The organism is Pseudomonas sp. MT92 (assembly GCF_058792515.1).
The window spans coordinates 246278-269808 of sequence record NZ_JBXAFA010000006.1 but is presented as its reverse complement, the minus strand read 5'-3'; the positions used below and the strand labels follow the sequence as shown (position 1 = coordinate 269808).

22 protein-coding genes and 1 other RNA gene are annotated in these 23531 nt (G+C 60.3%); 19 read left to right on the top strand and 4 right to left on the bottom strand.

Annotated features, from left to right (window positions below; translation table 11 throughout):
• Positions 1-68: 68 nt before the first annotated feature.
• Together AC1Q6D_RS13840 and AC1Q6D_RS13835 are read left to right on the top strand one after the other, a co-directional pair.
• Positions 69-686, top strand: coding sequence for a glutathione S-transferase N-terminal domain-containing protein (locus tag AC1Q6D_RS13840; RefSeq protein WP_007972581.1), 618 nt, complete (start codon positions 69-71; stop codon positions 684-686).
• Between the two features lie 16 nt (positions 687-702).
• Positions 703-1116 carry a ClpXP protease specificity-enhancing factor gene (locus AC1Q6D_RS13835; protein WP_047532998.1) on the top strand — a complete coding sequence of 138 codons (414 nt, stop codon included), beginning with the start codon at positions 703-705 and terminating at the stop codon, positions 1114-1116.
• Positions 1117-1272: 156 nt separating this feature from the next.
• On the opposite strand, the gene AC1Q6D_RS13830 is transcribed toward AC1Q6D_RS13835, so the two are convergent.
• From AC1Q6D_RS13830 to AC1Q6D_RS13815, 4 genes are all read right to left on the bottom strand, one after another.
• Positions 1273-1851 (bottom strand): BON domain-containing protein, encoded by a 579-nt coding sequence (locus AC1Q6D_RS13830; RefSeq protein WP_047532995.1) that lies wholly within the window; start codon positions 1849-1851, stop codon positions 1273-1275.
• Complete coding sequence (locus tag AC1Q6D_RS13825) at positions 1848-2441, bottom strand: phosphoheptose isomerase (RefSeq protein WP_007904374.1); 594 nt, start codon at positions 2439-2441, stop codon at positions 1848-1850. The genes AC1Q6D_RS13830 and AC1Q6D_RS13825 overlap by 4 nt, the downstream gene beginning before the upstream one ends.
• A gap of 101 nt (positions 2442-2542) precedes the next feature.
• Positions 2543-2905, bottom strand: a complete 363-nt coding sequence (locus AC1Q6D_RS13820) for a YraN family protein (RefSeq protein ID WP_081997945.1) — start codon at positions 2903-2905, stop codon at positions 2543-2545.
• A complete protein-coding gene (locus AC1Q6D_RS13815; protein WP_103406178.1) occupies positions 2905-4716 on the bottom strand; it encodes a penicillin-binding protein activator in 1812 nt (603 codons plus the stop codon). The genes AC1Q6D_RS13820 and AC1Q6D_RS13815 overlap by 1 nt, the downstream gene beginning before the upstream one ends.
• A 209-nt stretch (positions 4717-4925) precedes the next feature.
• On the opposite strand from AC1Q6D_RS13815, the gene rsmI reads away from it, so the two are divergent.
• The 17 genes from rsmI (at position 4926) to ftsZ (ending at position 23517) form a co-directional block, all read left to right on the top strand.
• Entirely contained in the window at positions 4926-5798 is an 873-nt protein-coding gene (gene rsmI / locus AC1Q6D_RS13810) for a 16S rRNA (cytidine(1402)-2'-O)-methyltransferase (protein ID WP_047539058.1), read from the top strand.
• Positions 5799-5873: 75 nt separating this feature from the next.
• Positions 5874-6227: RNase P RNA component class A (gene rnpB, locus AC1Q6D_RS13805), an RNA gene on the top strand.
• A 447-nt stretch (positions 6228-6674) separates the two neighbouring features.
• Positions 6675-7130, top strand: coding sequence for a division/cell wall cluster transcriptional repressor MraZ (gene mraZ / locus AC1Q6D_RS13800; RefSeq protein WP_047532982.1), 456 nt, complete (start codon positions 6675-6677; stop codon positions 7128-7130).
• Positions 7127-8074 carry a 16S rRNA (cytosine(1402)-N(4))-methyltransferase RsmH gene (gene rsmH / locus AC1Q6D_RS13795; RefSeq protein WP_371919936.1) on the top strand — a complete coding sequence of 316 codons (948 nt, stop codon included), beginning with the start codon at positions 7127-7129 and terminating at the stop codon, positions 8072-8074. The genes mraZ and rsmH overlap by 4 nt, the downstream gene beginning before the upstream one ends.
• Positions 8071-8364, top strand: a complete 294-nt coding sequence (gene ftsL, locus AC1Q6D_RS13790; protein ID WP_047532978.1) for a cell division protein FtsL — start codon at positions 8071-8073, stop codon at positions 8362-8364. Before rsmH ends, ftsL begins: the two co-directional genes overlap by 4 nt.
• On the top strand, positions 8364-10103 hold the full coding sequence (locus tag AC1Q6D_RS13785; protein WP_178083161.1) for a peptidoglycan D,D-transpeptidase FtsI family protein: 1740 nt from the start codon (positions 8364-8366) through the stop codon (positions 10101-10103). The genes ftsL and AC1Q6D_RS13785 overlap by 1 nt, the downstream gene beginning before the upstream one ends.
• Positions 10103-11566, top strand: a complete 1464-nt coding sequence (locus AC1Q6D_RS13780; RefSeq protein ID WP_103406176.1) for a UDP-N-acetylmuramoyl-L-alanyl-D-glutamate--2,6-diaminopimelate ligase — start codon at positions 10103-10105, stop codon at positions 11564-11566. The genes AC1Q6D_RS13785 and AC1Q6D_RS13780 overlap by 1 nt, the downstream gene beginning before the upstream one ends.
• Complete coding sequence (locus tag AC1Q6D_RS13775) at positions 11559-12926, top strand: UDP-N-acetylmuramoyl-tripeptide--D-alanyl-D-alanine ligase (RefSeq protein WP_103406175.1); 1368 nt, start codon at positions 11559-11561, stop codon at positions 12924-12926. The genes AC1Q6D_RS13780 and AC1Q6D_RS13775 overlap by 8 nt, the downstream gene beginning before the upstream one ends.
• A complete protein-coding gene (gene mraY / locus AC1Q6D_RS13770; RefSeq protein ID WP_008016698.1) occupies positions 12926-14008 on the top strand; it encodes a phospho-N-acetylmuramoyl-pentapeptide-transferase in 1083 nt (360 codons plus the stop codon). Before AC1Q6D_RS13775 ends, mraY begins: the two co-directional genes overlap by 1 nt.
• A 5-nt stretch (positions 14009-14013) precedes the next feature.
• The gene (gene murD, locus AC1Q6D_RS13765; RefSeq protein WP_047532964.1) at positions 14014-15360 is read left to right on the top strand and encodes a UDP-N-acetylmuramoyl-L-alanine--D-glutamate ligase; all 1347 of its coding nucleotides are present in this window, start codon (positions 14014-14016) and stop codon (positions 15358-15360) included.
• Positions 15357-16574 (top strand): putative lipid II flippase FtsW, encoded by a 1218-nt coding sequence (gene ftsW, locus AC1Q6D_RS13760; protein WP_103406174.1) that lies wholly within the window; start codon positions 15357-15359, stop codon positions 16572-16574. Before murD ends, ftsW begins: the two co-directional genes overlap by 4 nt.
• Complete coding sequence (gene murG, locus AC1Q6D_RS13755) at positions 16564-17634, top strand: undecaprenyldiphospho-muramoylpentapeptide beta-N-acetylglucosaminyltransferase (protein ID WP_103406173.1); 1071 nt, start codon at positions 16564-16566, stop codon at positions 17632-17634. The genes ftsW and murG overlap by 11 nt, the downstream gene beginning before the upstream one ends.
• Positions 17627-19087, top strand: coding sequence for a UDP-N-acetylmuramate--L-alanine ligase (gene murC / locus AC1Q6D_RS13750; protein WP_047532955.1), 1461 nt, complete (start codon positions 17627-17629; stop codon positions 19085-19087). Before murG ends, murC begins: the two co-directional genes overlap by 8 nt.
• A complete protein-coding gene (locus AC1Q6D_RS13745; RefSeq protein ID WP_103406172.1) occupies positions 19084-20067 on the top strand; it encodes a D-alanine--D-alanine ligase in 984 nt (327 codons plus the stop codon). The genes murC and AC1Q6D_RS13745 overlap by 4 nt, the downstream gene beginning before the upstream one ends.
• A gap of 4 nt (positions 20068-20071) precedes the next feature.
• Entirely contained in the window at positions 20072-20938 is an 867-nt protein-coding gene (locus tag AC1Q6D_RS13740) for a cell division protein FtsQ/DivIB (protein WP_103406171.1), read from the top strand.
• Between the two features lie 15 nt (positions 20939-20953).
• On the top strand, positions 20954-22213 hold the full coding sequence (ftsA, locus tag AC1Q6D_RS13735) for a cell division protein FtsA (protein WP_047532946.1): 1260 nt from the start codon (positions 20954-20956) through the stop codon (positions 22211-22213).
• A gap of 110 nt (positions 22214-22323) precedes the next feature.
• On the top strand, positions 22324-23517 hold the full coding sequence (gene ftsZ / locus AC1Q6D_RS13730; protein ID WP_047532942.1) for a cell division protein FtsZ: 1194 nt from the start codon (positions 22324-22326) through the stop codon (positions 23515-23517).
• Positions 23518-23531 lie beyond the last annotated feature (14 nt).

Sequence of the window (23531 nt, the reverse complement as noted above, 5' to 3'; positions counted from 1 at the left end):
CGGGAGGCGCCCTCTGGGCGCGCTCGTTTTTCCGCTTCCGATAATTTCTACAAGCGAGGAGGATCGCCATGGGCGTGACCAATCGGTTGGCCTGTTACTCCGACCCCGCCGACCACTATTCCCACCGAGTGCGAATCGTACTGGCAGAGAAGGGTGTAAGCGCCGAGATCATTTACGTGGAAGCTGGCCGCCAGCCGCCTAAACTGATCGAAGTGAACCCTTATGGCAGCTTGCCCACCCTGGTCGATCGTGACCTGGCGTTGTGGGAGTCAACGGTGGTGATGGAATATCTGGATGAGCGTTATCCGCACCCGCCACTACTGCCGGTTTATCCGGTGGCGCGTGCCAACAGTCGTTTGCTGATTCATCGTATTCAGCGTGACTGGTGCGGTCTCGTGGATCTGATCCTGGATTCGCGGACCAAAGAGGCCGCTCGCGCCGTAGCGCGTAAAGAACTGCGCGAAAGCCTGACCGGCGTGTCGCCGTTGTTTGCCGACAAGCCGTTTTTCCTCAGCGAGGAACAAAGCCTGGTGGATTGCTGCCTATTGCCAATACTCTGGCGATTGCCGATTCTGGGTATAGAACTGCCGCGGCCAGCCAAGCCGCTGCTTGATTACATGGAGCGCCAGTTTGCGCGTGAGGCTTTCCAGGCGAGTCTGTCTGGTGTCGAACGCGATATGCGCTAAGGCTTAAGGAGCCGCTATGAACTCCAGTCGACCTTATCTGGTCCGCGCGCTCTATGAGTGGATTGTGGACAACGATTGCACCCCGCACATGCTGGTCAATTCCGAGTATCCGTCGGTGCAGGTGCCACAGGGTTTTGCCAGTGATGGACAGATTGTCCTGAATGTATCGCCGCAAGCCGTGCGTCATTTGCACATGGATAACGAAGCGGTCAGTTTCGAGGGGCGCTTCGGCGGTGTACCACACACGCTGTACGTGCCTATCGCATCGATCCTGGGTATCTATGCCCGGGAGAATGGCCAGGGTATGGTGTTCGATCTGGAGTCGCCCATGGAAGACGATGAAGGGCTCGAGCCGGATGACGATATTCCGCCACCCGACAGCGAGCCGCCGCGTCCCAGCGGTCGACCTAGTTTGAAAGTGGTGAAATAAAAAAAGGGTGATCCGCAAGGATCACCCTTTTTATTTCAGCGCCTTCAAACGATGTAGGAGCGAGCCTGCTCGCGATGGGCGTGAACGATAACGCGGGCTGTCTGAATGAACGTATTCATCGGACGTTTTTCGCGAGCAGGCTCGCTCCTGCAGGCCTTAATCGATGTATTCGAACAGCTTAACGATCTTCTGCACGCCAGAAACGCTTTGCACCAAATTGGTCGCCTGAGCGGCTTCCTGTTTGGTCAGAAGGCCCAGCAGGTAGACGATGCCGTTCTCGGTGACAACCTTGATGCGCGAGCCGGGGATGTTCGGATCGGTGAGCATCTGGGCCTTGATCTTGGAGGTCAGCCAGGTGTCGTTCTGGCGGGCAAGGAAACCGGAGGGTGGCAGGATCTGCAGTTCGTTGTGGACCGTCTTCACGCGCTGAACGGCGGCAGCGGCCTGTTCGGCCTTGGCCTTGAGGTCGGCACGCGGGGTTTGCCCGGCAAGCAGTACCACGCCGTTGAAGCTGGTGACGACGATATGCGAGTCGTTGTCCAGGGCCGGATCGGCCTTGGCGATGTTCACCCCGACCTTGGTGTCGATCAGCGAGTCGTCGATCTTGCTGCCGAAGGTGCGGGTGCCGCGGTCATCTTCGATCGGTGCTTCACGGCTGGCATTCACCACAGAGGTGCAGCCGCTGATGCCGAGGCACAGGGTCAGGGCCAGTAGGCCGAGGCGATTAGGGGTCATTCTTCACTCCCGAACAGTTGGCTGTCGATCAAGTCGCATAGGCAATGGATCGCCAGCAGGTGGACTTCCTGGATACGTGCGGTGACGTTGGCCGGTACGCGAATCTCGACGTCCTCGGGCAATAGCAGCGACGCCATGCCGCCGCCATCGCGACCGGTCAATGCTACGACAATCATTTCGCGATCATGTGCGGCCTGGATCGCTTGAATAATGTTTGCCGAGTTGCCGCTGGTGGAAATTGCCAGCAAAACGTCACCCGGCTGACCAAGGGCGCGGATCTGTTTGGAGAATATTTCGTTGTAGCTGTAGTCGTTGGCGATCGAGGTGATCGTCGAGCTGTCAGTGGTCAGTGCAATGGCCGGCAGGCTCGGGCGTTCGCGCTCGAAGCGGTTGAGCAGCTCGGACGAAAAGTGCTGGGCGTCGCCTGCAGAGCCGCCGTTGCCGCAGGAAAGCATTTTGCCTTCGTTCAGCAGGGCATTGACCATCACCTGGCTGGCTTGCTCGATGTGCGGTGCAAGTACGTCCATCGCCTGTTGCTTGGTGTCGATACTGGCCTGAAAAAGCTGGCGAATTCGGGATTGCATGTCCATCTGTGTGACCTTAATGAGCGCGGCTGTCCGGCACGTGAATGTGCAGCCCGCAAAACAAAGAGCAAAAATGTTGTCGGGTGTCCGGTTCGGAGCGTAAACGATCAGCCGTCGAAAGCATTCTGCAACCAGTTCAACTGATCGAGTTTACTGTCGATGGCAACCACGTCGAAACGGCAAGGGGAATTGGCCCAGCGCGACTCGCACTGAAGAAAATACTGCGCGGCAAAAATCAGTTTCTGCCGTTTGCGCTCATCGATGCTATCGAGCGCGCCACCCCATTGAGTGTTTTTTCTGTAGCGAACTTCAACGAATACTACTGTATCGCCATCAAGCATGACCAGATCAAGCTCGCCGCGTTTACACAACCAGTTCTGCGCCAGCAGGCGCAAACCTTGTTGTTGAAGATGCTCGAGCGCATGGCGCTCGGCATCCTTACCGCTTTGCTGGCGTGACCTGTCAGGCATCAGCGTGGAGTGTCCGGCAGGCGTTGAACCTGGCCATTGACGAACTGGGCCCATGGCAACTGCCTTACGATGCGCTGGTTCTGCGTCATGCCCAGGCTGCCCGATTGACCTTCGACACGGCTTTCAGGCAAGGCCTTGAGTTGGCCCAGGCGTGGAGCCAGGCGATAGGCGTCGACGCCCATCGCATACAGGCGCCCCAGGCTGCCGGCCGCCTGTGGCCATTGTGCGGTGACCTGACGACGCAGCGGATCATTAGCCTCCAACAGCCATGGGGTTTCGCAGAAGCGAATGCCGTTCATGTCGTTGTACTGGTTCACATCGCCGCTGGCACTGAAGACGTGGGAAGTGGCGTAAACCGGAACATCACCCGCGTACTGGAAGTTCAGGGTCGGTTTGATTTGTTGGGCCTGTTGCGGGGTGGCAGCCAGGAAGATGAATTCGATGTCCTGACGGCGGGAAGGTTGGGCGGCAACCTGCGAGCCTATGGTGCTTTGCAGGCTCTTGGCGCGACCTTCGCTCTGACGCAGCTGGAACATGTCGGCAATTTGCTGGGCCAGTTGCACTGGCTGGTCGACGCGTTCGGTGGCGACGACGCTGCCACCGTTGGCTTGCCAGTCCTGGCTGAAAGCCTTGAGGACGCGATCGCCCCATTCACCTTTCGGCACCATGATGGCGGCGCGATGCAGGCCGTCGGCGCGAGCGCGGCGCGATACTTCGCGTGCCTCGTCTTCCGCTGCAAGACCAAACTGGAACAGTTGGGCCGGACCTTGCTCGCCTTCGCTGTAGTTCAGCGCCAGGGTGGTGATCGGCAGTTGTGGGCGAGTGCTGAGTTGTTTGACCAGTGGCTTTTCCAGTGGGCCGACGACCAGCTGCACGCCATCGGCCTGGGCCTTGCGGTAGAACTCGTCGAGATTGGTCAGGTGCGAACTGTCATAGAACTCGATGGCTGGCGGCTTTTGTCCGGCCTGTTGCGCCTGATAGTGGGCGGCCATGAAACCTTCGCGCAGTGCCTTGCCCACCGACGCCAGCGGGCCGTCTTGAGGCAGCAGCAGGGCAATCTTGTTCAAGGGTTGGCTGGCCAGTTGCTTGAGGTTGGTCAATGGCAATGGCAGTTGGATAGCGGCGGGGTGCTTCGGGTTCTGGGTGCGCCAGTTGTCGATCGCGGCCTGCTGCTGTTCCAGGGTGCCGGCCGATTTTACGGCCAGTGCCAGCGCCATCCAGCCGCCGAGGTCATCGGTAGTGTTTGGCTGCAATTGATCGGTTGGCAGCGAAGCGATCAGTGCCCAGATGGCTTCGTGGTTTTTGCGAGCGGCGTCGCCGTTCAGCATCGGCGCGATGAAGATCCGTTCCTTTGCGGCGGCTAGTGTCTGACCATCGGCTTCAAGGGCGCGGGCGTGAACCGTGCCGGTGCGGACCTGTTGCTCGGCAGGCATTTCGCTCAGGCGCTGCAGGCTGGGGTGGCTCAAGGCGCTCAGCGCGGCTTTGGGCTGATTGCGGGTCATGGCCAGTTCCGCCGCCAGGGTGCTGGCGAAGATCTGTTGCCCCGGCTTGAGTTGTTCGACCTGAACCTGTTGCAGGATCTGCGCGGACTGGCCGGCATTGCCTTGGTGGTAGGCCAGGTCTGCTGCGCTCAGGCGAAACAGTGCAGCTTCTTCCGGTGTTTTGCTTTGAGCCGCTTTTTCAAGCAGTTGCTCAATGCTGGCATCCGGGGTTCGTGGGAGTTCGCCAAGGCTGGAGGAGGGCGAACTGGCACAAGCGGCCAGCAAGGCAGCGAGGCAGAGGGCAGTGAACAGCCGCAGGCAAGCGATCATGTAAGCGTTCCTGATACTCGATCAAATTAGCGTGGAATTGTACCCAAGCGCTGGCCGGGGCGCGATGTTACTGGCGTGAATCGATCAATTTAGCTCGTACAAATGTTGCGCGAGGGCACAAGAGGTCGCAAAGGCGAGTGTTCCTTGCGCGTATCGCAGGCGTCGCGACGCGTTACAATGGCGGCTTTATCGATCATGAGGTGTGCGCTTTGACTGCTCCAGGTGCTTTGAATTCCGCTGCGGGCTCGCTTTATGTGGTGGCGACGCCCATCGGCAACCTGGACGACATCAGTGCGCGTGCGCTGAAGATTCTGCGCGAGGTCGCACTGATCGCCGCCGAAGACACCCGGCATTCCCAGCGGCTGATGCAACACTTCGGCATCGCGACGCCGCTGGCTGCCTGTCATGAGCACAACGAGCGGGATGAAGGTAGCCGCTTTATTACCCGGCTGCTGGCCGGTGATGATGTGGCGCTGATTTCCGATGCGGGTACGCCGCTGATTTCCGATCCTGGCTATCACTTGGTGCGTCAGGCTCGTGCGGCAGGCATTAACGTAGTGCCAGTGCCGGGCGCCTGTGCATTGATCGCAGCGCTGTCGGCGGCGGGGTTGCCATCGGATCGTTTCATTTTCGAGGGGTTTCTGCCGGCCAAGGCCGTGGGACGGCGCGCACGCCTCGAACTCGTCAAGGAGGAACCGCGTACGTTGATATTCTACGAGGCGCCACACCGTATCCTCGAATGTTTGCAGGACATGGAACTGGTATTCGGTGGCGAGCGTCCGGCGTTATTGGCGCGTGAACTGACCAAGACCTTTGAAACACTCAAAGGCTTGCCATTAGCCGAGCTGCGTGAGTTCGTTGAGTCGGACAGCAATCAGCAGCGCGGCGAATGCGTAGTGCTGGTGGCGGGGTGGACGGCTCCCGAGAGTGAGGACGCTGTCAGCAGCGAGGCGATGCGCGTGCTTAACCTGTTGCTCGAAGAAATGCCGCTCAAGCGTGCTGCCGCATTGGCTGCGCAAATTACCGGCGAGCGTAAGAATGTTTTGTACCAGGTCGCGCTGGATAAACAGAAGGGCGAGTAAAACCCGACGCGCAGGCGCGGTAAAAGGCGTTTAGCGCTTGTTCTTCGGGCGCTCTGCCGTTAACCTTCGCGCCGGAGAGTCGATCGGACAGTCGCTGCCCTCTATGAAAATTAGGGGGGGGAGGAAAGTCCGGGCTCCATAGGGCGAAGTGCCAGGTAATGCCTGGGGGGCGTGAGCCTACGGAAAGTGCCACAGAAAATAACCGCCTAAGCGCTTCGGCGCCGGTAAGGGTGAAAAGGTGCGGTAAGAGCGCACCGCACGTCTGGCAACAGTTCGTGGCTAGGTAAACCCCACTTGGAGCAAGACCAAATAGGGTCCCAAGGCGTGGCCCGCGCTGGGACCGGGTAGGTTGCTAAAGATGTCCAGTGATGGCCATCGTAGACGAATGACTGTTCAAGACAGAACCCGGCTTACAGATCGACTCTCCACCTTTTTCTCCCCTCCTGCTTAAATCATTGAGCAGGGTGTGGATGGTGAAAATGTTGTCATGCAGCGTTGTCAGTAGACGGGGTTGCGTGATATCAATTTGCCTGCGCTGGTGATGAACGCCTAAACTCGATGCAGCACCGATTTTCCCTCCTCTCAGAATCGTCAGCAGAAGCACTTTCGTAATACCGAAAAAATCTTACTCTTAATAAATTACTTTAACTTCCGAATGCAGCCTTCTGTGCTGGTTCAAGTTATCGAGCAGTTTCATCTGCCAGATTCTCGTTACCCCTCCTTTTATGCTCCTAAATCTCAGTTTCGTAAGGGTTTTCCTTTACTCCGCGCCTTGACGGTGTGGTGGGCGCATTCCTATAGTGTGCGCAAGTGGCGGAAAGTGGCATGAAGTGGGTTTTTTGAGCGCAAAACGCTAATATTTGGAGAAGCGCTGACGTGTTTCGCGGAGCCAACGCTATCAGTCTCGATGCAAAGGGCCGTCTCGCCATGCCGAGCCGGTACCGTGACGAGCTTGTTTCGCGTAGTTCCGGTCAGTTAATCGTCACAATTGATGCCGTTGATCCGTGCTTGTGTGTTTACCCCCTCGACGAGTGGGAAATCATTGAAACCAAACTGCGCGCACTGCCTTCGCTACGCGAAGAGAACCGCCGCCTGCAACGTTTACTGATTGGTAATGCTGTCGACCTCGAGCTCGATGGCAGTGGTCGATTTCTGGTTCCGCCGCGTCTTCGTGAATATGCCAAGTTGGATAAGCGCGCGATGTTGGTAGGCCAGTTGAACAAGTTCCAATTGTGGGATGAGGATGCCTGGGATGCGGTTTCTGCCGCTGACCTGGCTGCTATTCAAGAACCGGGCGCGATGCCTGACGAACTGCGTGATTTGATCCTGTGACTATAGATAGCGGCTTTAACCACATCACCGTACTGCTTGACGAAGCCGTAGAGGCTCTCGCCGTACGTCCTGATGGCTGCTATCTGGACGGTACGTTCGGGCGCGGCGGGCACAGCCGGTTGATCCTCAGTCAGCTCGGTCCCGATGGTCGGTTGCTTGGATTCGATAAGGATCCACAGGCGATTGCCACCGGGCAGACGCTAGCGGCCGAAGACGGCCGCTTTGTCGTTGTGCAGCGCAGCTTTGCCGAGCTCGGTTCGGAAGTCGCGGATCGCGGATTGCACGGCAAGGTCAGCGGCGTTTTGCTCGATCTGGGCGTGTCTTCGCCACAGCTTGACGACCCTGAGCGTGGCTTCAGTTTCCTCAACGACGGTCCGCTGGACATGCGCATGGACCCGTCCCGCGGGATCAGCGCCGCCGAATTCGTCAATACCGCGCCGGCGGAAGAAATTGCCCGCGTGTTCAAGGAATATGGCGAAGAGCGTTTCTCCGGTCGCATGGCTCGTGCCGTGGCCGAGCGTCGCGATATCAAGCCTTTCGAGCGTACGGCTGACCTGGCCGAAGTCCTCAAAGTCGCCAACCCGGCGTGGGAAAAGGGCAAGAACCCGGCAACCCGCGCCTTTCAGGGTTTGCGTATTCACGTCAATAATGAACTGGGTGATCTGGAAGCCGGCCTCGAAGCCGCGCTGGACTGCCTGGAAGTGGGCGGTCGTCTGGTCGTGATCAGCTTCCACTCGCTGGAAGATCGCATCGTCAAATTGTTCATGCGCAAACTGGTGAAAGGCGAAGCCGATAACCTGCCGCGCAACCTGCCGGTTCGGCATGTCGCTTTCGAACCGAAAATCAAAATCCATGGCAAAGCGCAGACGGCCTCCGATGCCGAGCTCAAGGCCAACCCACGTTCCCGTAGCGCTGTCATGCGTGTGGCGGAGAAGCTGCGGTGAGCAAGCTTTTCGCCAAGCCACTGCCCGGCGGAAGCTTTTTCATGCTGCTGCTGTTTATCGGCGTGCTCGTGTCGGCGATCGGCGTGTCCTATAGCGCGCACTGGAATCGTCAGTTGCTGAACTCGCTGTACAACGAGCTGAGCGTGCGCGACAAGGCGCAGGCCGAGTGGGGGCGGTTGATTCTTGAGCAAAGCACCTGGACTGCCCACAGCCGAATCGAAGTGTTGGCCACCGAACAACTGAAAATGCACATTCCCGGTGCCGCCGAAGTGCAGATGGTGGCGCCATGATGAAACTCGAAGGCGCACTCTTTCCCTGGCGATTCCGTGTGGTGCTGGGTTTGCTCGGCGTCATGGTGATCGCAATTTGCTGGCGCATCATCGATCTGCAAGTTGTCGACCGTGACTTCCTCAAAGGTCAGGGGGACGCTCGTAGCGTTCGTCATATTCCGATTCCGGCGCACCGCGGCCTGATCACCGACCGCAACGGCGAGCCATTGGCTGTCAGTACGCCGGTGACCACCCTGTGGGCCAACGCCAAGGAAATGCAGCTGGCCAAAGAGAAGTGGCCCGCGCTGGCCGTTGCCCTCGGGCAAGACCCGAAAGCCCTGGCCGAGCGTCTTGAGGCTCAAGCCAATAAAGAATTCATTTACCTGGTGCGCGGGCTGACGCCTGAGCAAGGTCAGGCAGTGCTCGATCTGAAAGTACCGGGTGTCTACGGCATTGAAGAGTTCCGGCGTTTTTATCCGGCCGGTGAAGTGACCGCCCATATGGTTGGTTTTACCGATATCGATGACCACGGTCGTGAAGGTGTCGAGCTCGCCTATGACGAATGGCTGGCCGGCGTGCCCGGCAAACGCCAGGTCATCAAGGACCGGCGCGGCAGGTTGATCAAGGATGTTCAGGTCACCAAAAACGCCAAGGCCGGAAAGCCCTTGGCGTTGTCCATTGACTTGCGCCTGCAATATCTGGCCAACCGCGAACTGCGCAACGCGATCATCGAGAACGGTGCGAAGGCCGGTAGCCTGGTGATCATGGATGTCAAGACCGGCGAGATCCTCGCCATGGTCAACCAGCCGACCTACAACCCGAACAACCGCCGCAACCTGCAACCGGCGATGATGCGCAACCGCGCGATGATCGACGTGTTCGAACCGGGTTCGACCATGAAGGCGATCTCCATGAGCGCCGCCATCGAAACCGGGCGCTGGAAGCCGAGCGATACCGTCGAGGTGTACCCAGGCTCCTTGCAGATTGGTAAGTACACCATCAAGGACGTATCCAAGACCGAAGGTCCGGTACTCGACCTGACCGGTATTCTGATCAATTCCAGTAACGTCGGCATGAGTAAGGTTGCGTTCGATATCGGCGGCGAAACGATTTTCCGGCTGGCGCAGAAAGTCGGTCTCGGTCAGGACACCGGCCTGGGTTTCCCCGGCGAACGTGTCGGCAACCTGCCGAACTACCGCGAATGGCGCAAGGCCGAAACCGCCACGCTGTCCTACGGCTACGGTATTTCGGTGACGGCGATCCAGTTGGTTCACGCGTTTTCGGCGCTGGCCAACAATGGCCGTCTCGCGCCACTGACCCTGATCAAAACCGACAAGGCTCCGCAAACGACCCAGGTGTTGCCGGAAGCGGTCGCGAAGACGATGCAAGGCATGCTGCAGCAAGTGATCGAAGCCCCGCGCGGTGTATTCCGTGCACAGGTGCCGGCGTATCACGTGGGCGGCAAGTCGGGTACTGCGCGTAAAACATCGGTGGGTACCAAAGGCTATGCCGAAAACTCCTACCGTTCGCTGTTCGCCGGCTTCGGCCCGATGAGCGATCCGCGTTACGCCATCGTGGTCGTTATCGATGAGCCGACCAAGGCCGGTTACTTCGGTGGTCTGGTATCGGCGCCGGTGTTCAGTCGCGTGATGTCCGGCACCCTGCGCCTGATGAACGTCACTCCGGACAACCTGCCGCCCACTCAACAAGCGAACGCTACGCCGGTTGTTCCACTGAAAGCCAATGGAGGGCGCGGCTGATGTCATTAAGTCTGAACAAGATTTTCCCCCACGCCGGCCACGATCTGTTGATCCGTGAATTGGCGCTGGACAGTCGTAACGTCCGCGCCGGTGACCTGTTCCTCGCGGTACCGGGCGGCAAATTCGACGGTCGTGCACACATCGCCGACGCTCTGACGCGCGGCGCTGCCGCCGTGGCTTATGAAGTGGAAGGCGCCACCGTGCTGCCGATCACCGAAGTGCCATTGATTCCGGTCAAAGGCCTGGCGGCACAACTTTCGGACATCGCCGGGCGTTTTTACGGTGAGCCGAGTCATCATCTGAACCTGATCGGCGTGACCGGTACCAACGGCAAAACCAGTGTGACTCAGCTGGTTGCCCAGGCGCTGGACCTGCTCGGCCAGCACTGCGGTATCGTTGGCACCCTGGGTACCGGTTTCTACGGCGCGCTGCAAAGCGGCCTGCATACCACGCCGAATCCAATCGCCGTGCAAGCCACCCTGGCGGACCTTAAAAAGGCCGGGGCCAAAGCCGTGGCGATGGAAGTCTCTTCCCATGGTCTGGATCAGGGCCGTGTGACTGCTTTGGCGTTCGATGTGGCCGTGATGACCAATCTGTCCCGGGATCACCTGGATTACCACGGCACCATGCAGGCCTACGGCGACGCCAAGGCCAAGCTGTTTGCCTGGAACGACTTGAAGTGCCGGGTCGTTAACCTTGATGACGACTTCGGCCGGCAACTGGCGGCCGAAAAACGTGAGTCGCGGTTGATCACCTACAGCCTCGAAGACTCCAGTGCCTATCTGTATTGCCGCGAAGCGCAATTCGACGACGAAGGTGTACGCGCCACACTGGTTACCCCACAAGGCGAGCACCACTTGCGCAGCACGCTGCTTGGCCGTTTCAACCTGAGCAACGTGCTGGCGGCGGTTGGCGCCTTGCTCGGCCTGGATTACGCGCTGGACGAAATTCTCAAGGTTCTGCCGAAGCTCGAAGGTCCTGCCGGTCGCATGCAGCGCCTGGGCGGCGGGACTCAGCCGTTGGTCGTGGTCGATTATGCCCACACCCCGGATGCGCTGGAAAAAGTCCTGACAGCCCTGCGTCCGCATGTCAAAGGACGGCTGCTTTGCCTGTTCGGCTGTGGCGGCGACCGCGATCGCGGCAAGCGTCCGCTGATGGCTGAAGTGGTCGAGCGTCTGGCCGATGGCGTGCTGGTGACCGATGACAACCCGCGCACGGAAGACCCTTCGGTGATTTTCGATGACATCCGCGCCGGTTTCACGGCTGTGGATAACGTGACCTTCGTTGCCGGTCGTGGCCAGGCCATTGCCCAGCTGATTGGCAGTGCCTCGGCGGATGACGTGATCGTGCTGGCCGGTAAAGGTCACGAGGACTATCAGGAAATCAATGGCGAACGTCACGCCTTCTCTGATCTGGTCGAGGCTGATCATGCCTTGACCGCGTGGGAGGTGGCCCATGCTTAAGGCCTTGAAACTCAGCGAATTGACTGGCGCGCTGAATGCTCGCCTGGTCGGTGCCGATGTCAGCTTCGACGGCGTCAGCATCGACAGTCGCGCGATCAAGCCGGGGCAACTGTTTATTGCGCTGACAGGTCCGCGTTTCGATGGTCACGACTATCTGAATGATGTCGCGGCAAAAGGCGCGGTGGCAGCACTGGTCGAGCGCGAAAGCGCCCACAGCACGCTGCCGCAGTTGGTGGTCAGCGATACCCGCCAGGCGTTGGGTCAACTGGGCGCACTCAACCGGGCGGCCTACACCCATCCAGTCGCCGCCGTCACCGGCTCCAGCGGCAAGACCACGGTCAAGGAAATGCTCGCGAGCATCCTGCGTACCCGTGGTCCGGTGCTGGCAACCCGCGGCAACTTGAACAACGACCTCGGCGTACCGTTGACCTTGCTGGAGCTGGCGCCGGAGCATACGGCTGCCGTGATCGAACTCGGTGCTTCGCGTCTCGGCGAAATTGCCTACACCGTCGGCATGACCAAGCCGCACGTGGCCATTCTCAACAATGCCGGGACCGCTCACGTCGGCGAGTTCGGCGGGCCGGAAAAAATCGTCGAGGCCAAGGGCGAGATTATTGAAGGGCTCGATGCCGATGGCGTCGCCGTTCTGAATCTGGACGACAAGGCTTTCGACATCTGGAAGGCTCGCGCCGCTGGTCGCAAAGTGCTGACGTTTGCCCTGAGCAACGTTAGCGCAGACTTCCATGCGAGCGACCTTGGCCGTGATGCTCGCGGCTGCCCGGCATTCAATCTGCACAGCCCCGAAGGCGTGGAGCACGTTCAACTGAACCTGCTCGGCACCCATAACGTCGCCAATGCCATGGCTGCCGCAGCCGCTGCCCATGCCTTGGGCGTGTCGCTGTTCGGCATTGCGACAGGACTCGGCGCGGTACAGCCGGTCAAGGGCCGGACCGTCGCGCAACTGGCCAGCAACGGCATGCGCGTGATCGATGACACTTACAACGCGAACCCCACCTCGATGTGCGCGGCGGTTGATATACTCGCCGGCTTTTCCGGTCGCACCGTTCTGGTGCTCGGAGATATCGGCGAGTTGGGCGACTGGGCGGAGCAGGGGCACCGCGACGTGGGCGAATACGCCCGTGGCAAGGTTTCTGCGCTGTACGCCGTCGGGCCGATGATGGTCCACGCCGTCAACGCCTTCGGTCCTCAAGCCTTTCACTTCAGCACGCAGGCTGAACTGATCAAGGCCCTGGACGCCGAGCAAGACACAAACACCACCATTTTGATCAAGGGCTCGCGCAGCGCCGCGATGGAAAACATCGTTGCCGCCTTGTGCGGGACCCGTCTGGAGAAACATTAATGCTGCTGCTGCTAGCGGAGTATCTGCAACAGTTCTACAAAGGCTTCGCGGTCTTCCAGTACCTGACCCTGCGCGGGATCCTCGGTGTGCTGACCGCGCTGGTTTTGTCGCTGTGCTATGGCCCGTGGATGATCCGCACCCTGCAGAACCGTCAGATCGGTCAATCCGTTCGCAACGATGGTCCGCAATCGCACCTGTCCAAATCGGGCACGCCGACCATGGGTGGTGCACTGATTCTTTCGTCCATCGGGGTCAGCACGCTGCTGTGGGCTGACCTGACCAACCGTTATGTCTGGGTGGTGTTGCTGGTGACGTTGCTGTTCGGCGCCATCGGCTGGGTCGACGACTACCGCAAGGTGATCGAGAAAAACTCCCGTGGCCTGCCTAGCCGCTGGAAGTATTTCTGGCAATCGGTATTCGGCCTGGGCGCGGCGATCTTCCTCTATATGACTGCCGCCACTCCGGTGGAAACCACCCTGATCCTGCCAATGCTCAAGGACTACAGCATTCCGCTGGGCGCAGGCTTCATCGTGCTGACCTATTTCGTGATCGTCGGATCGAGCAACGCGGTCAACCTGACTGATGGTCTCGACGGCCTGGCGATCATGCCGACCGTGATGGTCGGCGGTGGCCTGGGCATCTTCTGCTACCTGTCGGGTAACGTGAAGTTCGCCGAATACCTGCTGATTCCCTACGTACCGGGGGCGGGTGAGCTGATCGTCTTTTGCGGCGCGCTGATCGGTGCCGGCCTGGGTTTCCTCTGGTTCAACACCTATCCGGCCCAGGTCTTCATGGGCGACGTCGGCGCGCTGGCACTGGGCGCGGCCCTGGGCACCATCGCCGTGATCGTCCGTCAGGAGATCGTCCTGTTCATCATGGGCGGCGTGTTCGTGATGGAAACCCTGTCAGTCGTCATTCAGGTTGCCTCTTTTAAACTGACCGGTCGCCGTGTATTCCGCATGGCGCCGATTCACCACCACTTTGAACTCAAGGGCTGGCCCGAGCCGCGCGTGATCGTCCGTTTCTGGATCATCACCGTGATTCTCGTGCTGATCGGCCTTGCCACCCTGAAGCTGAGGTAGAACGAGTGTCTCTGATCGCTTCTGACCACTTCCGCATCGTTGTCGGCCTCGGCAAGAGCGGCATGTCCCTGGTTCGCTTCCTGGCGAACCGGGGCGTGGCCTTTGCCGTGGCCGATACGCGGGAAAATCCACCGGAACTGGCCACGCTCAAGCGTGACTATCCGCACGTGGAAGTGCGTTGTGGCGAGCTGGACGTGGAATTCCTGTGCCGTGCCGACGAGCTTTACGTGAGCCCCGGCCTGGCGCTGGCGACCCCGGCCCTGCAGGCCGCCGCCGCCCGTGGCGTAAAATTGTCCGGCGACATCGAGCTGTTCGCGCGTAACGCGAAGGCACCGATCGTAGCCATCAGCGGTTCCAACGCGAAAAGCACCGTGACCACCCTGGTCGGCGAGATGGCGGCAGCGGCCGGCAAGCGTGTCGCCGTTGGCGGTAACCTGGGCACACCGGCGCTGGACCTGCTCAGCGATGACATCGAGCTGTACGTGATGGAACTGTCGAGCTTCCAGCTCGAAACCACCGATCAACTCGATGCTGAAGTGGCGACCGTACTCAACATCAGCGAAGACCATATGGACCGCTACAGCGGTCTGCCGGCTTATCACCTGGCCAAGCACCGGATTTTTCGTGGTGCCAGACAGTTCGTGGTCAACCGTCAGGATGCCTTGAGCCGTCCCCTGATGGGCGAGGGGCAGCCGTGCTGGACCTTCGGTTTGAGCAAGCCGGATTTCAAGGGCTTTGGTATCCGCGAGGAAAACGGCGAGAAGTACCTGGCCTTCGAGTTCCAGAACCTGATGCCGGTGCGCGAGCTGAAGATTCGCGGCGCCCATAACCAGTCCAACGCCTTGGCGGCCTTGGCGCTGGGGCACGCCGTCGGTCTGCCCTTCGATGCCATGCTGTCGAGCTTGCGTACTTTCGCTGGCCTTGAACACCGTTGCCAATGGGTCCGCGATCTCGACGGCGTAAGTTATTACAACGATTCCAAAGCCACCAACGTCGGCGCTGCTCTGGCCGCGATTGAAGGTCTGGGCGCGGACATCGACGGCAAACTCGTGCTGATCGCCGGTGGCGATGGCAAGGGTGCCGAGTTCAAGGACCTGCGTGATCCCGTGGCGGCCAACTGCCGCGCCGTGATCCTGATGGGGCGCGATTCCGACAAGATCGGTGAAGCCATCGGCGATGCCGTGCCGCTGATTCGTGTCGGTTCGCTGATCGAAGCGGTCGAGCATTGCCGTGCTGTCGCCGAACCGGGCGACGCAGTGTTGCTGTCTCCGGCCTGCGCCAGTTTCGACATGTTCAAAAACTACGAAGACCGTGGTCACCAGTTCGTCCGCGCTGTGGAGGAACTGGCATGAGCCTGAGAAACATCATCAAGCCGTACCCGTCGCCGATCATCACCGGACGCGGAATCGACCTCGATTTTCCGATGCTCGCCGGCTGCCTGGCCTTGCTCGGTCTCGGGTTGATCATGATTGCCTCGGCATCGACCGAAGTGGCGGCGGTGCAGTCGGGCAGCGCTTTGTATTACATGATTCGCCACCTTATCTACGTCGTACTCGGCCTTGGCGCCTGCATCGTCACCATGATGATCCCGATCGCGACCTGGCAACGCCTGGGTTGGCTCATGCTGATCGGCGCGTTCGGTTTGCTGGTGATGGTGATCATCCCGGGCATCGGCCGTGAAGTGAACGGTTCGATGCGCTGGATCGGCTTCAGCTTCTTCAACGTTCAGCCTTCCGAGATCGCCAAGGTGTTCGTGGTGATCTACCTCGCCGGTTATCTGGTGCGTCGCCAGAAAGAAGTGCGTGAAAGCTGGATGGGCTTCTTCAAGCCATTCATCGTTCTGTTGCCGATGGCCGGCCTGTTGCTGATGGAGCCTGACTTCGGGGCCACTGTCGTGATGATGGGGGCTGCTGCGGCGATGCTGTTCCTCGGCGGAGTGGGGCTGTTCCGTTTCTCCCTGATGGTCGTGCTGGCCGTCGGCGCGGTGGTGTTGCTGATCCAGATGCAGCCTTATCGAATGGCGCGACTGACCAACTTTGCCGACCCGTGGGCCGACCAGTTCGGTGCCGGTTATCAGTTGTCCCAGGCATTGATCGCCTTCGGTCGCGGCGAATGGCTGGGTGTTGGTCTGGGCAACAGCGTGCAGAAACAGTTCTACCTGCCAGAGGCCCACACCGACTTCGTGTTCTCGGTCCTGGCCGAAGAGCTGGGTGCCGTGGGTTCGTTGTGCACGGTGGCGCTGTTCGTGTTCGTCTGTATTCGCGGTATGTACATCGGCTTGTGGGCCGAGAAGGCCAAGCAGTTCTTCGCGGCCTATGTCGCCTACGGTTTGTCGTTCCTGTGGATCGGTCAGTTCCTGATCAATATCGGCGTGAACGTCGGTCTGCTGCCGACCAAAGGCCTGACGCTGCCGTTCCTCAGTTATGGCGGCAGTTCGTTGGTGATCTGCTGTGCCTGTCTGGGCTTGTTGCTGCGCATCGAGTGGGAGAGTCGAACCCACCTGGGCAGCGAAGAGATGGAGTTCCATGAGAGCGACTTCGCCGAGGAGCCGAACCATGGGCGCTAACGTCTTGATCATGGCCGGCGGCACCGGTGGCCACGTGTTCCCGGCGCTGGCCTGTGCGCGTGAGTTTCAGTCCCGCGGTTACACCGTGCACTGGCTCGGTACGCCGCGCGGCATTGAAAACGATCTGGTCCCGGCGGCCGGTATCGAGCTGCATCGGATCAATGCCAGCGGCCTGCGCGGCAAGGGCAAGTTGTCGCTGCTCAAGGCGCCGTTCATGTTGCTCAAGTCGGTCTGGCAGGCACGAGCGATCATTCGCCGGTTGCGGCCGGTCTGTGTCGTCGGTTTTGGCGGCTTTGTGACCGGTCCCGGGGGCGTTGCCGCCAAACTGGCCGGTGTTCCGGTGATCGTTCACGAGCAGAACGCCGTGGCAGGTACCGCCAATCGGTTGCTGGTGCCGTTGGCCGCCCGGGTCTGTGAAGCCTTCCCCGACACCTTTACCCTGTCGGGCAGCCGTCGGACCACCGGTAACCCGGTGCGCCCGGAGCTGTTCCTCGAAACACCGCGACCAGCCCTGGCCGGTCGCAAGGCGCGTTTGCTGATCCTGGGCGGAAGCCTGGGCGCAGAACCGTTGAACAAGTTGCTGCCTGAAGCCCTGTCGCAAGTCGCCGTCGACTTGCGACCGGAAGTGTTCCATCAGGCTGGCAAAAACCACGATGAAGTGACTGCAGAGCGCTATCGCGCGGCTGGCGTCGAGGCGCAAGTGCAGCCCTTTATCAAAGACATGGCCCAAGCCTATGGCTGGGCCGACCTGGTGGTGTGCCGCGCAGGTGCGCTGACCATCAGTGAACTGGCCGCCGCCGGTCTGCCCTCGATGCTGGTGCCTTTGCCCCACGCGATCGACGATCACCAGACCCGCAACGCCGATTATTTGGCCCGTGAAGGTGCAGCCTTCCTGATGCCGCAAAGAACGACTGGCGCAGCGGATCTTTCCGCGCGCCTGACAGAGGTCCTGATGCAACCACAACGACTCAACGATATGGCTACTGCGGCCCGCCGCCTGGCCAAACCCGATGCCACCCGTAACGTGGTCGATACCTGTCTGGAGGTGGCCCATGGTTGAGAATCAGAAAGCCATGCCACAACCGGAAATGCGCCGCATCCGTCGCATCCACTTCGTCGGGATCGGCGGCGTGGGCATGTGCGGGATCGCCGAAGTGTTGTTGAACCTGGGCTATGAAGTGTCCGGTTCCGACCTTAAGGCGTCGCCAGTCACCGAGCGTCTGGAATCGTTTGGCGCGCATATTTTCATCGGCCATCGCGCCGAAAACGCAGCCACCGCCGATGTGCTGGTGGTATCGAGTGCCGTGAACACGTCCAACCCGGAAGTCGCCACCGCGCTGGAGCGCCGCATTCCGGTGGTGCCTCGTGCAGAAATGCTGGCTGAACTGATGCGCTATCGCCACGGCATCGCCGTCGCCGGTACTCACGGCAAAACCACCACCACCAGCCTGATCGCTTCGGTGTTCGCGGCCGGTGGCCTGGACCCGACGTTCGTGATCGGCGGCCGTCTGAATGCCGCGGGCACCAATGCCCAGCTCGGCACCAGCCGTTACCTGATCGCCGAAGCCGACGAGAGCGACGCGAGCTTCCTGCACTTGCAGCCGCTGGTGGCCGTGGTCACCAACATCGACGCCGACCACATGGCGACCTACGACGGTGACTTCAACAAACTGAAGAAAACCTTCGTCGAGTTCCTTCACAACCTGCCGTTCTACGGTTTGGCGGTGGTGTGCCTGGACGATCCGGTGGTGCGTGAAATCCTGCCGCTGGTCAAACGTCCTACCGTCACCTACGGCTTCGGCGATGACTGCGATGTGCGCGCTATCAACGTGCGCCAGCAAGGCATGCAGACTTTCTTCACCGTGCTGCGCCCCGATCGCGAGCCGCTGGATGTCTCGGTCAACATGCCGGGCAACCACAACGTGCTGAACGCGCTGGCCACCATCTGCATCGCCACCGACGAAGGTGTCAGCGATGAAGCCATCGTCCAGGGCTTGTCCGGGTTCCAGGGCGTTGGCCGGCGCTTCCAGGTCTACGGCGAACTGCCGGTAGAGGGTGGCAACGTGATGCTGGTGGACGACTACGGTCACCACCCGACCGAAGTCGCGGCGGTCATCAAGGCGGTACGCGGTGGCTGGCCGGAGCGTCGTCTGGTGATGGTTTACCAGCCGCACCGCTACAGCCGCACACGCGACCTGTACGACGATTTCGTCAATGTACTGGCCGACGCCAATGTGCTGCTGCTGATGGAAGTCTATCCGGCGGGCGAAGAGCCAATCCCGGGGGCCGACAGCCGCAAGCTGTGCAACAGCATCCGCCAGCGCGGCCAGCTCGACCCGATCTACATCGATCGCGGCGTGGACCTCGCGCCAATCGTCAAGCCGCTGCTGCGCGCCGGCGACATCCTGCTGTGCCAGGGGGCCGGTGACATCGGTGGCCTTGCACCCAAACTGTTGAAGAGTGAGTTGTTCGCTGGCGCCGTTGCGGCGTCGGTCGAGGGGAAGTTGAAATGACTGCTGCCTACGCCAACCTCGTCTCCACCGTCGCGCCGAAAGATTTCGGCCGGGTCGCCGTGCTGTTCGGTGGCAAGAGTGCCGAGCGCGAAGTGTCCCTGAAGTCCGGCAACGCCGTTCTCGATGCGCTGCAAGGCGCGGGTGTGGACGCGTTCGGCCTCGACGTGGGCGATGACCTTCTGCAGCGCCTGTTGAACGAAAAAATCGACCGCGCCTTCATCATCCTCCACGGTCGTGGCGGTGAGGACGGCAGCATGCAGGGCCTGCTCGAATGCCTGGGCATTCCGTACACCGGCAGTGGCATCCTCGCCTCGGCACTGGCCATGGACAAGCTGCGCACCAAGCAGGTCTGGCACAGCCTGGGCATTCCGACGCCACGTCACGCGGTACTGAGCAGCGAGGCCGATTGTATTTCGGCGGCGACGGAACTGGGCTTCCCTTTGATCGTCAAACCGGCCCATGAAGGTTCAAGTATCGGGATGGCCAAAGTGAGTTCCACGTCCGAGTTGATCGACGCCTGGAAAGCGGCCAGTACCTACGATTCGCAAGTGTTGGTCGAGCAATGGATTCAAGGTCCCGAGTTCACCATCGCCACCCTGCGTGACCAGGTGTTGCCACCGATTGCCCTGGGTACGACGCACAGTTTCTACGACTACGACGCCAAGTACATCGCCAACGATACCCAGTACCGCATTCCGTGCGGGCTGGACAGCGCCAAGGAAAAGGAACTCATGGACCTCACGGCGAAAGCCTGTGAGGCGCTGGGTATCGCCGGTTGGGGCAGGGCGGACGTGATGCAGGACGCCGAAGGGCAGTTCTGGTTCCTGGAAGTCAACACTGCACCGGGCATGACCGACCACAGTCTGGTTCCGATGGCGGCCCGTGCCGCCGGTCTGGATTTCCAGCAACTGGTTCTGGCCATCCTGGCTGCGAGCGTTGCCGGCAACACGGCTGGCAACCAAGAGTCGACGCGAGGTTAAGACCATGCAAGGCGCACAGCTAAGACATCAGCCACCCGCTCCCGGCCGCAAGCCGGTGCCGCGGGGTGCCAGCCGAATGGTGGCCAAAGAGCCGATGTCCGTGCGCCTGCCGAAAGCCAACTTCGGTTTTCTCAAAGCGTTGTTCTGGCCGGTACTGCTGGTTGCATTGGGTTTCGGCACTTACGAAGGCGCGCAGCGTTTATTGCCGTACGCCGACCGGCCGATCACCAAGATCAACGTGCAGGGCGACTTGAGTTATATCAGCCAGCAAGCCGTGCAGCAGCGGATCGCCCCGTACGTGGCGTCGAGCTTCTTCACCATCGACCTGGCAAGCATGCGCACCGAGCTGGAACAAATGCCATGGATTGCCCACGCCGAAGTGCGTCGGGTGTGGCCGGATCAAGTGGTGATCCGCCTGGAAGAGCAACTGCCGGTGGCCCGCTGGGGCGACGAGTCGCTGTTGAACAACCAGGGTCAGGCGTTTACTCCGCGCGAGTTGGCGAACTACGAACACTTGCCTCAGCTGTTTGGTCCACAACGGGCTCAACAGCAAGTGATGCAGCAATACCAGGTGTTGAGCCAGATGCTCAGGCCGCTGGGCTTTTCGATTGCACGCCTGGAGCTGCGTGAGCGTGGCAGCTGGTTCCTGACCACCGGCCCCGGCAGTTCGGGCCCCGGTATCGAACTGTTGCTGGGACGCGGCAACCTGGTGGAAAAGATGCGCCGCTTCATTGCCATCTATGACAAGACGCTCAAAGAACAGATTACGAACATTGCGCGCATCGATCTGCGCTATGCCAACGGCCTCGCTGTTGGCTGGCGGGAACCTGTAGCGCCCACGACAGCCCAACCCGCTGTCGCGAAGAATTAAGAAGAGGCAGGACCCATGGCAAACGTGCAAAGCGGCAAAATGATCGTCGGTCTCGATATCGGCACCTCCAAGGTGGTGGCGCTGGTAGGCGAGGTTGCGGACGACGGCACGCTGGAAATCGTCGGGATCGGTACCCATCCGTCCCGTGGCCTGAAGAAAGGCGTGGTGGTGAACATCGAGTCCACCGTGCAGTCGATCCAGCGCGCGATCGAAGAAGCACAGCTGATGGCGGGCTGCCGCATTCATTCGGCCTTCGTCGGTGTGGCGGGCAATCATATCCGCAGCCTGAACTCCCACGGCATCGTGGCGATTCGTGATCGCGAAGTCAGCTCCGCCGACCTCGAGCGCGTACTCGACGCTGCCCAGGCCGTGGCAATCCCGGCTGATCAGCGTGTGCTGCACACCCTGCCGCAGGATTACGTGATCGATAACCAGGAAGGTGTCCGCGAGCCATTGGGCATGTCCGGCGTGCGTCTGGAAGCCAAGGTTCATGTGGTCACCTGCGCCGTCAACGCCGCACAGAACATTGAAAAGTGCGTGCGCCGCTGCGGTCTGGAAATTGACGACATCATTCTCGAGCAACTGGCTTCGGCCTACTCGGTACTGACCGACGACGAGAAAGAACTGGGCGTATGCCTGGTCGACATCGGCGGCGGCACCACCGACATCGCCATCTTTACCGAAGGCGCGATCCGGCACACCGCGGTGATCCCGATTGCGGGCGATCAGGTGACCAACGACATCGCGATGGCGTTGCGCACCCCGACCCAGTACGCCGAAGAAATCAAGATCCGCTACGCCTGCGCCCTGGCCAAACTGGCTGGCGCCGGTGAAACCATCAAGGTGCCAAGCGTTGGCGACCGTCCACCACGCGAACTGTCCCGTCAGGCCCTGGCCGAAGTGGTCGAGCCGCGTTACGACGAACTGTTCACGCTGATCCAGGCCGAGCTGCGCCGCAGTGGCTACGAAGACCTGATCCCGGCCGGCATCGTGCTGACCGGTGGTACGTCGAAAATGGAAGGCGCCACCGAACTGGCTGAGGAAATCTTCCACATGCCGGTGCGCCTGGGCGTGCCGCATGGCGTCAAAGGCCTGGATGACGTGGTCCGCAACCCGATCTATTCAACGGGCGTCGGCCTGTTGATGTACGGCCTGCAGAAGCAATCCGACGGCATTTCGTTCTCGGGCATCGGCAGCCGCGACAGCTACAGCAACGAAGAACCGAAAGGCGCCTTGCTCGATCGCATCAAGAGCTGGGTCCAGGGCAATTTCTAAAAGCAGCTTCAAGCCACAAGCTTCAAGCGGCAAGAGCAGAGCAAAGTGGTAAAGCGGCAGGCAGCAAAAGCAGTAGGCGAAAAAACTAGAGAACGTAAAGGAGAGGGAAAATGTTCGAACTCGTAGACAACATCCCCGCAAGCCCGGTTATTAAAGTTATCGGTGTTGGCGGTGGCGGCGGCAACGCCGTGAATCACATGGTCAAGAGCAACATTGAAGGCGTTGAGTTCATCTGCGCCAACACTGATGCCCAGGCGCTGAAAAGCATTGGCGCACGGACCATCCTTCAACTGGGTACCGGCGTGACCAAGGGTCTGGGCGCTGGCGCCAACCCTGAAGTAGGTCGTCAGGCCGCTCTCGAAGATCGTGAGCGCATTGCCGAAGTCCTGCAGGGCACCAACATGGTGTTCATCACCACTGGCATGGGCGGTGGTACCGGTACCGGTGCTGCGCCGATCATTGCTGAAGTGGCCAAGGAAATGGGGATCCTCACCGTTGCGGTGGTGACCCGTCCGTTCCCGTTCGAAGGTCGCAAGCGCATGCAGATCGCCGATGAAGGCATCCGTCTGCTTTCCGAAAGCGTCGACTCGTTGATTACCATTCCCAACGAGAAGCTGCTGACCATCCTCGGTAAAGACGCCAGCCTGCTGTCGGCTTTCGCCAAGGCTGACGATGTACTGGCCGGTGCCGTTCGCGGTATCTCCGACATCATCAAGCGTCCGGGCATGATCAACGTCGACTTCGCCGACGTACGTACCGTAATGAGCGAAATGGGCATGGCGATGATGGGCACAGGCTGCGCCAGCGGTCCGAACCGTGCGCGTGAGGCGACTGAAGCCGCCATTCGCAACCCGTTGCTCGAAGACGTGAACCTGCAAGGTGCACGCGGCATCCTGGTGAACATCACCGCCGGTCCTGACCTGTCCCTGGGTGAGTACTCCGACGTGGGTAGCATCATCGAAGCCTTCGCTTCCGAGCACGCAATGGTCAAGGTCGGTACCGTTATCGATCCGGACATGCGCGACGAGTTGCACGTGACTGTGGTTGCCACTGGTCTGGGCGCAAAAATCGAGAAGCCTGTGAAGGTCATCGACAATACCGTTCACACCTCGATGGCTTCGCAGCCACAACAGCAAGCCCCTGCTCGTCAGGAAGCTCCAGCGGTGAACTACCGTGACCTGGACCGTCCGACCGTCATGCGCAACCAGGCTCAGGCCGGTGCTGCGACTGCCGCGAAGATGAATCCGCAAGATGATCTGGACTACCTGGATATCCCGGCATTCCTGCGTCGTCAGGCCGATTGATGAAATGTATCAGG

What these genes read in the sequence shown, in the direction of transcription:
- AC1Q6D_RS13820 (WP_081997945.1), bottom strand. Translation starts at nt 2,905, where the DNA reads ATGCCTGACAGGTCACGCCAGCAAAGCGGTAAGGATGCCGAGCGCCAT.
- AC1Q6D_RS13840 (WP_007972581.1), top strand. Translation starts at nt 69, where the DNA reads ATGGGCGTGACCAATCGGTTGGCCTGTTACTCCGACCCCGCCGACCAC.
- ftsW (WP_103406174.1), top strand. Translation starts at nt 15,357, where the DNA reads ATGAGCCTGAGAAACATCATCAAGCCGTACCCGTCGCCGATCATCACC.
- ftsA (WP_047532946.1), top strand. Translation starts at nt 20,954, where the DNA reads ATGGCAAACGTGCAAAGCGGCAAAATGATCGTCGGTCTCGATATCGGC.
- AC1Q6D_RS13740 (WP_103406171.1), top strand. Translation starts at nt 20,072, where the DNA reads ATGCAAGGCGCACAGCTAAGACATCAGCCACCCGCTCCCGGCCGCAAG.
- AC1Q6D_RS13835 (WP_047532998.1), top strand. Translation starts at nt 703, where the DNA reads ATGAACTCCAGTCGACCTTATCTGGTCCGCGCGCTCTATGAGTGGATT.
- AC1Q6D_RS13785 (WP_178083161.1), top strand. Translation starts at nt 8,364, where the DNA reads ATGAAACTCGAAGGCGCACTCTTTCCCTGGCGATTCCGTGTGGTGCTG.
- AC1Q6D_RS13780 (WP_103406176.1), top strand. Translation starts at nt 10,103, where the DNA reads ATGTCATTAAGTCTGAACAAGATTTTCCCCCACGCCGGCCACGATCTG.
- murC (WP_047532955.1), top strand. Translation starts at nt 17,627, where the DNA reads ATGGTTGAGAATCAGAAAGCCATGCCACAACCGGAAATGCGCCGCATC.
- AC1Q6D_RS13815 (WP_103406178.1), bottom strand. Translation starts at nt 4,716, where the DNA reads ATGATCGCTTGCCTGCGGCTGTTCACTGCCCTCTGCCTCGCTGCCTTG.
- AC1Q6D_RS13830 (WP_047532995.1), bottom strand. Translation starts at nt 1,851, where the DNA reads ATGACCCCTAATCGCCTCGGCCTACTGGCCCTGACCCTGTGCCTCGGC.
- murG (WP_103406173.1), top strand. Translation starts at nt 16,564, where the DNA reads ATGGGCGCTAACGTCTTGATCATGGCCGGCGGCACCGGTGGCCACGTG.
- AC1Q6D_RS13825 (WP_007904374.1), bottom strand. Translation starts at nt 2,441, where the DNA reads ATGGACATGCAATCCCGAATTCGCCAGCTTTTTCAGGCCAGTATCGAC.
- AC1Q6D_RS13745 (WP_103406172.1), top strand. Translation starts at nt 19,084, where the DNA reads ATGACTGCTGCCTACGCCAACCTCGTCTCCACCGTCGCGCCGAAAGAT.
- mraY (WP_008016698.1), top strand. Translation starts at nt 12,926, where the DNA reads ATGCTGCTGCTGCTAGCGGAGTATCTGCAACAGTTCTACAAAGGCTTC.
- ftsZ (WP_047532942.1), top strand. Translation starts at nt 22,324, where the DNA reads ATGTTCGAACTCGTAGACAACATCCCCGCAAGCCCGGTTATTAAAGTT.
- AC1Q6D_RS13775 (WP_103406175.1), top strand. Translation starts at nt 11,559, where the DNA reads ATGCTTAAGGCCTTGAAACTCAGCGAATTGACTGGCGCGCTGAATGCT.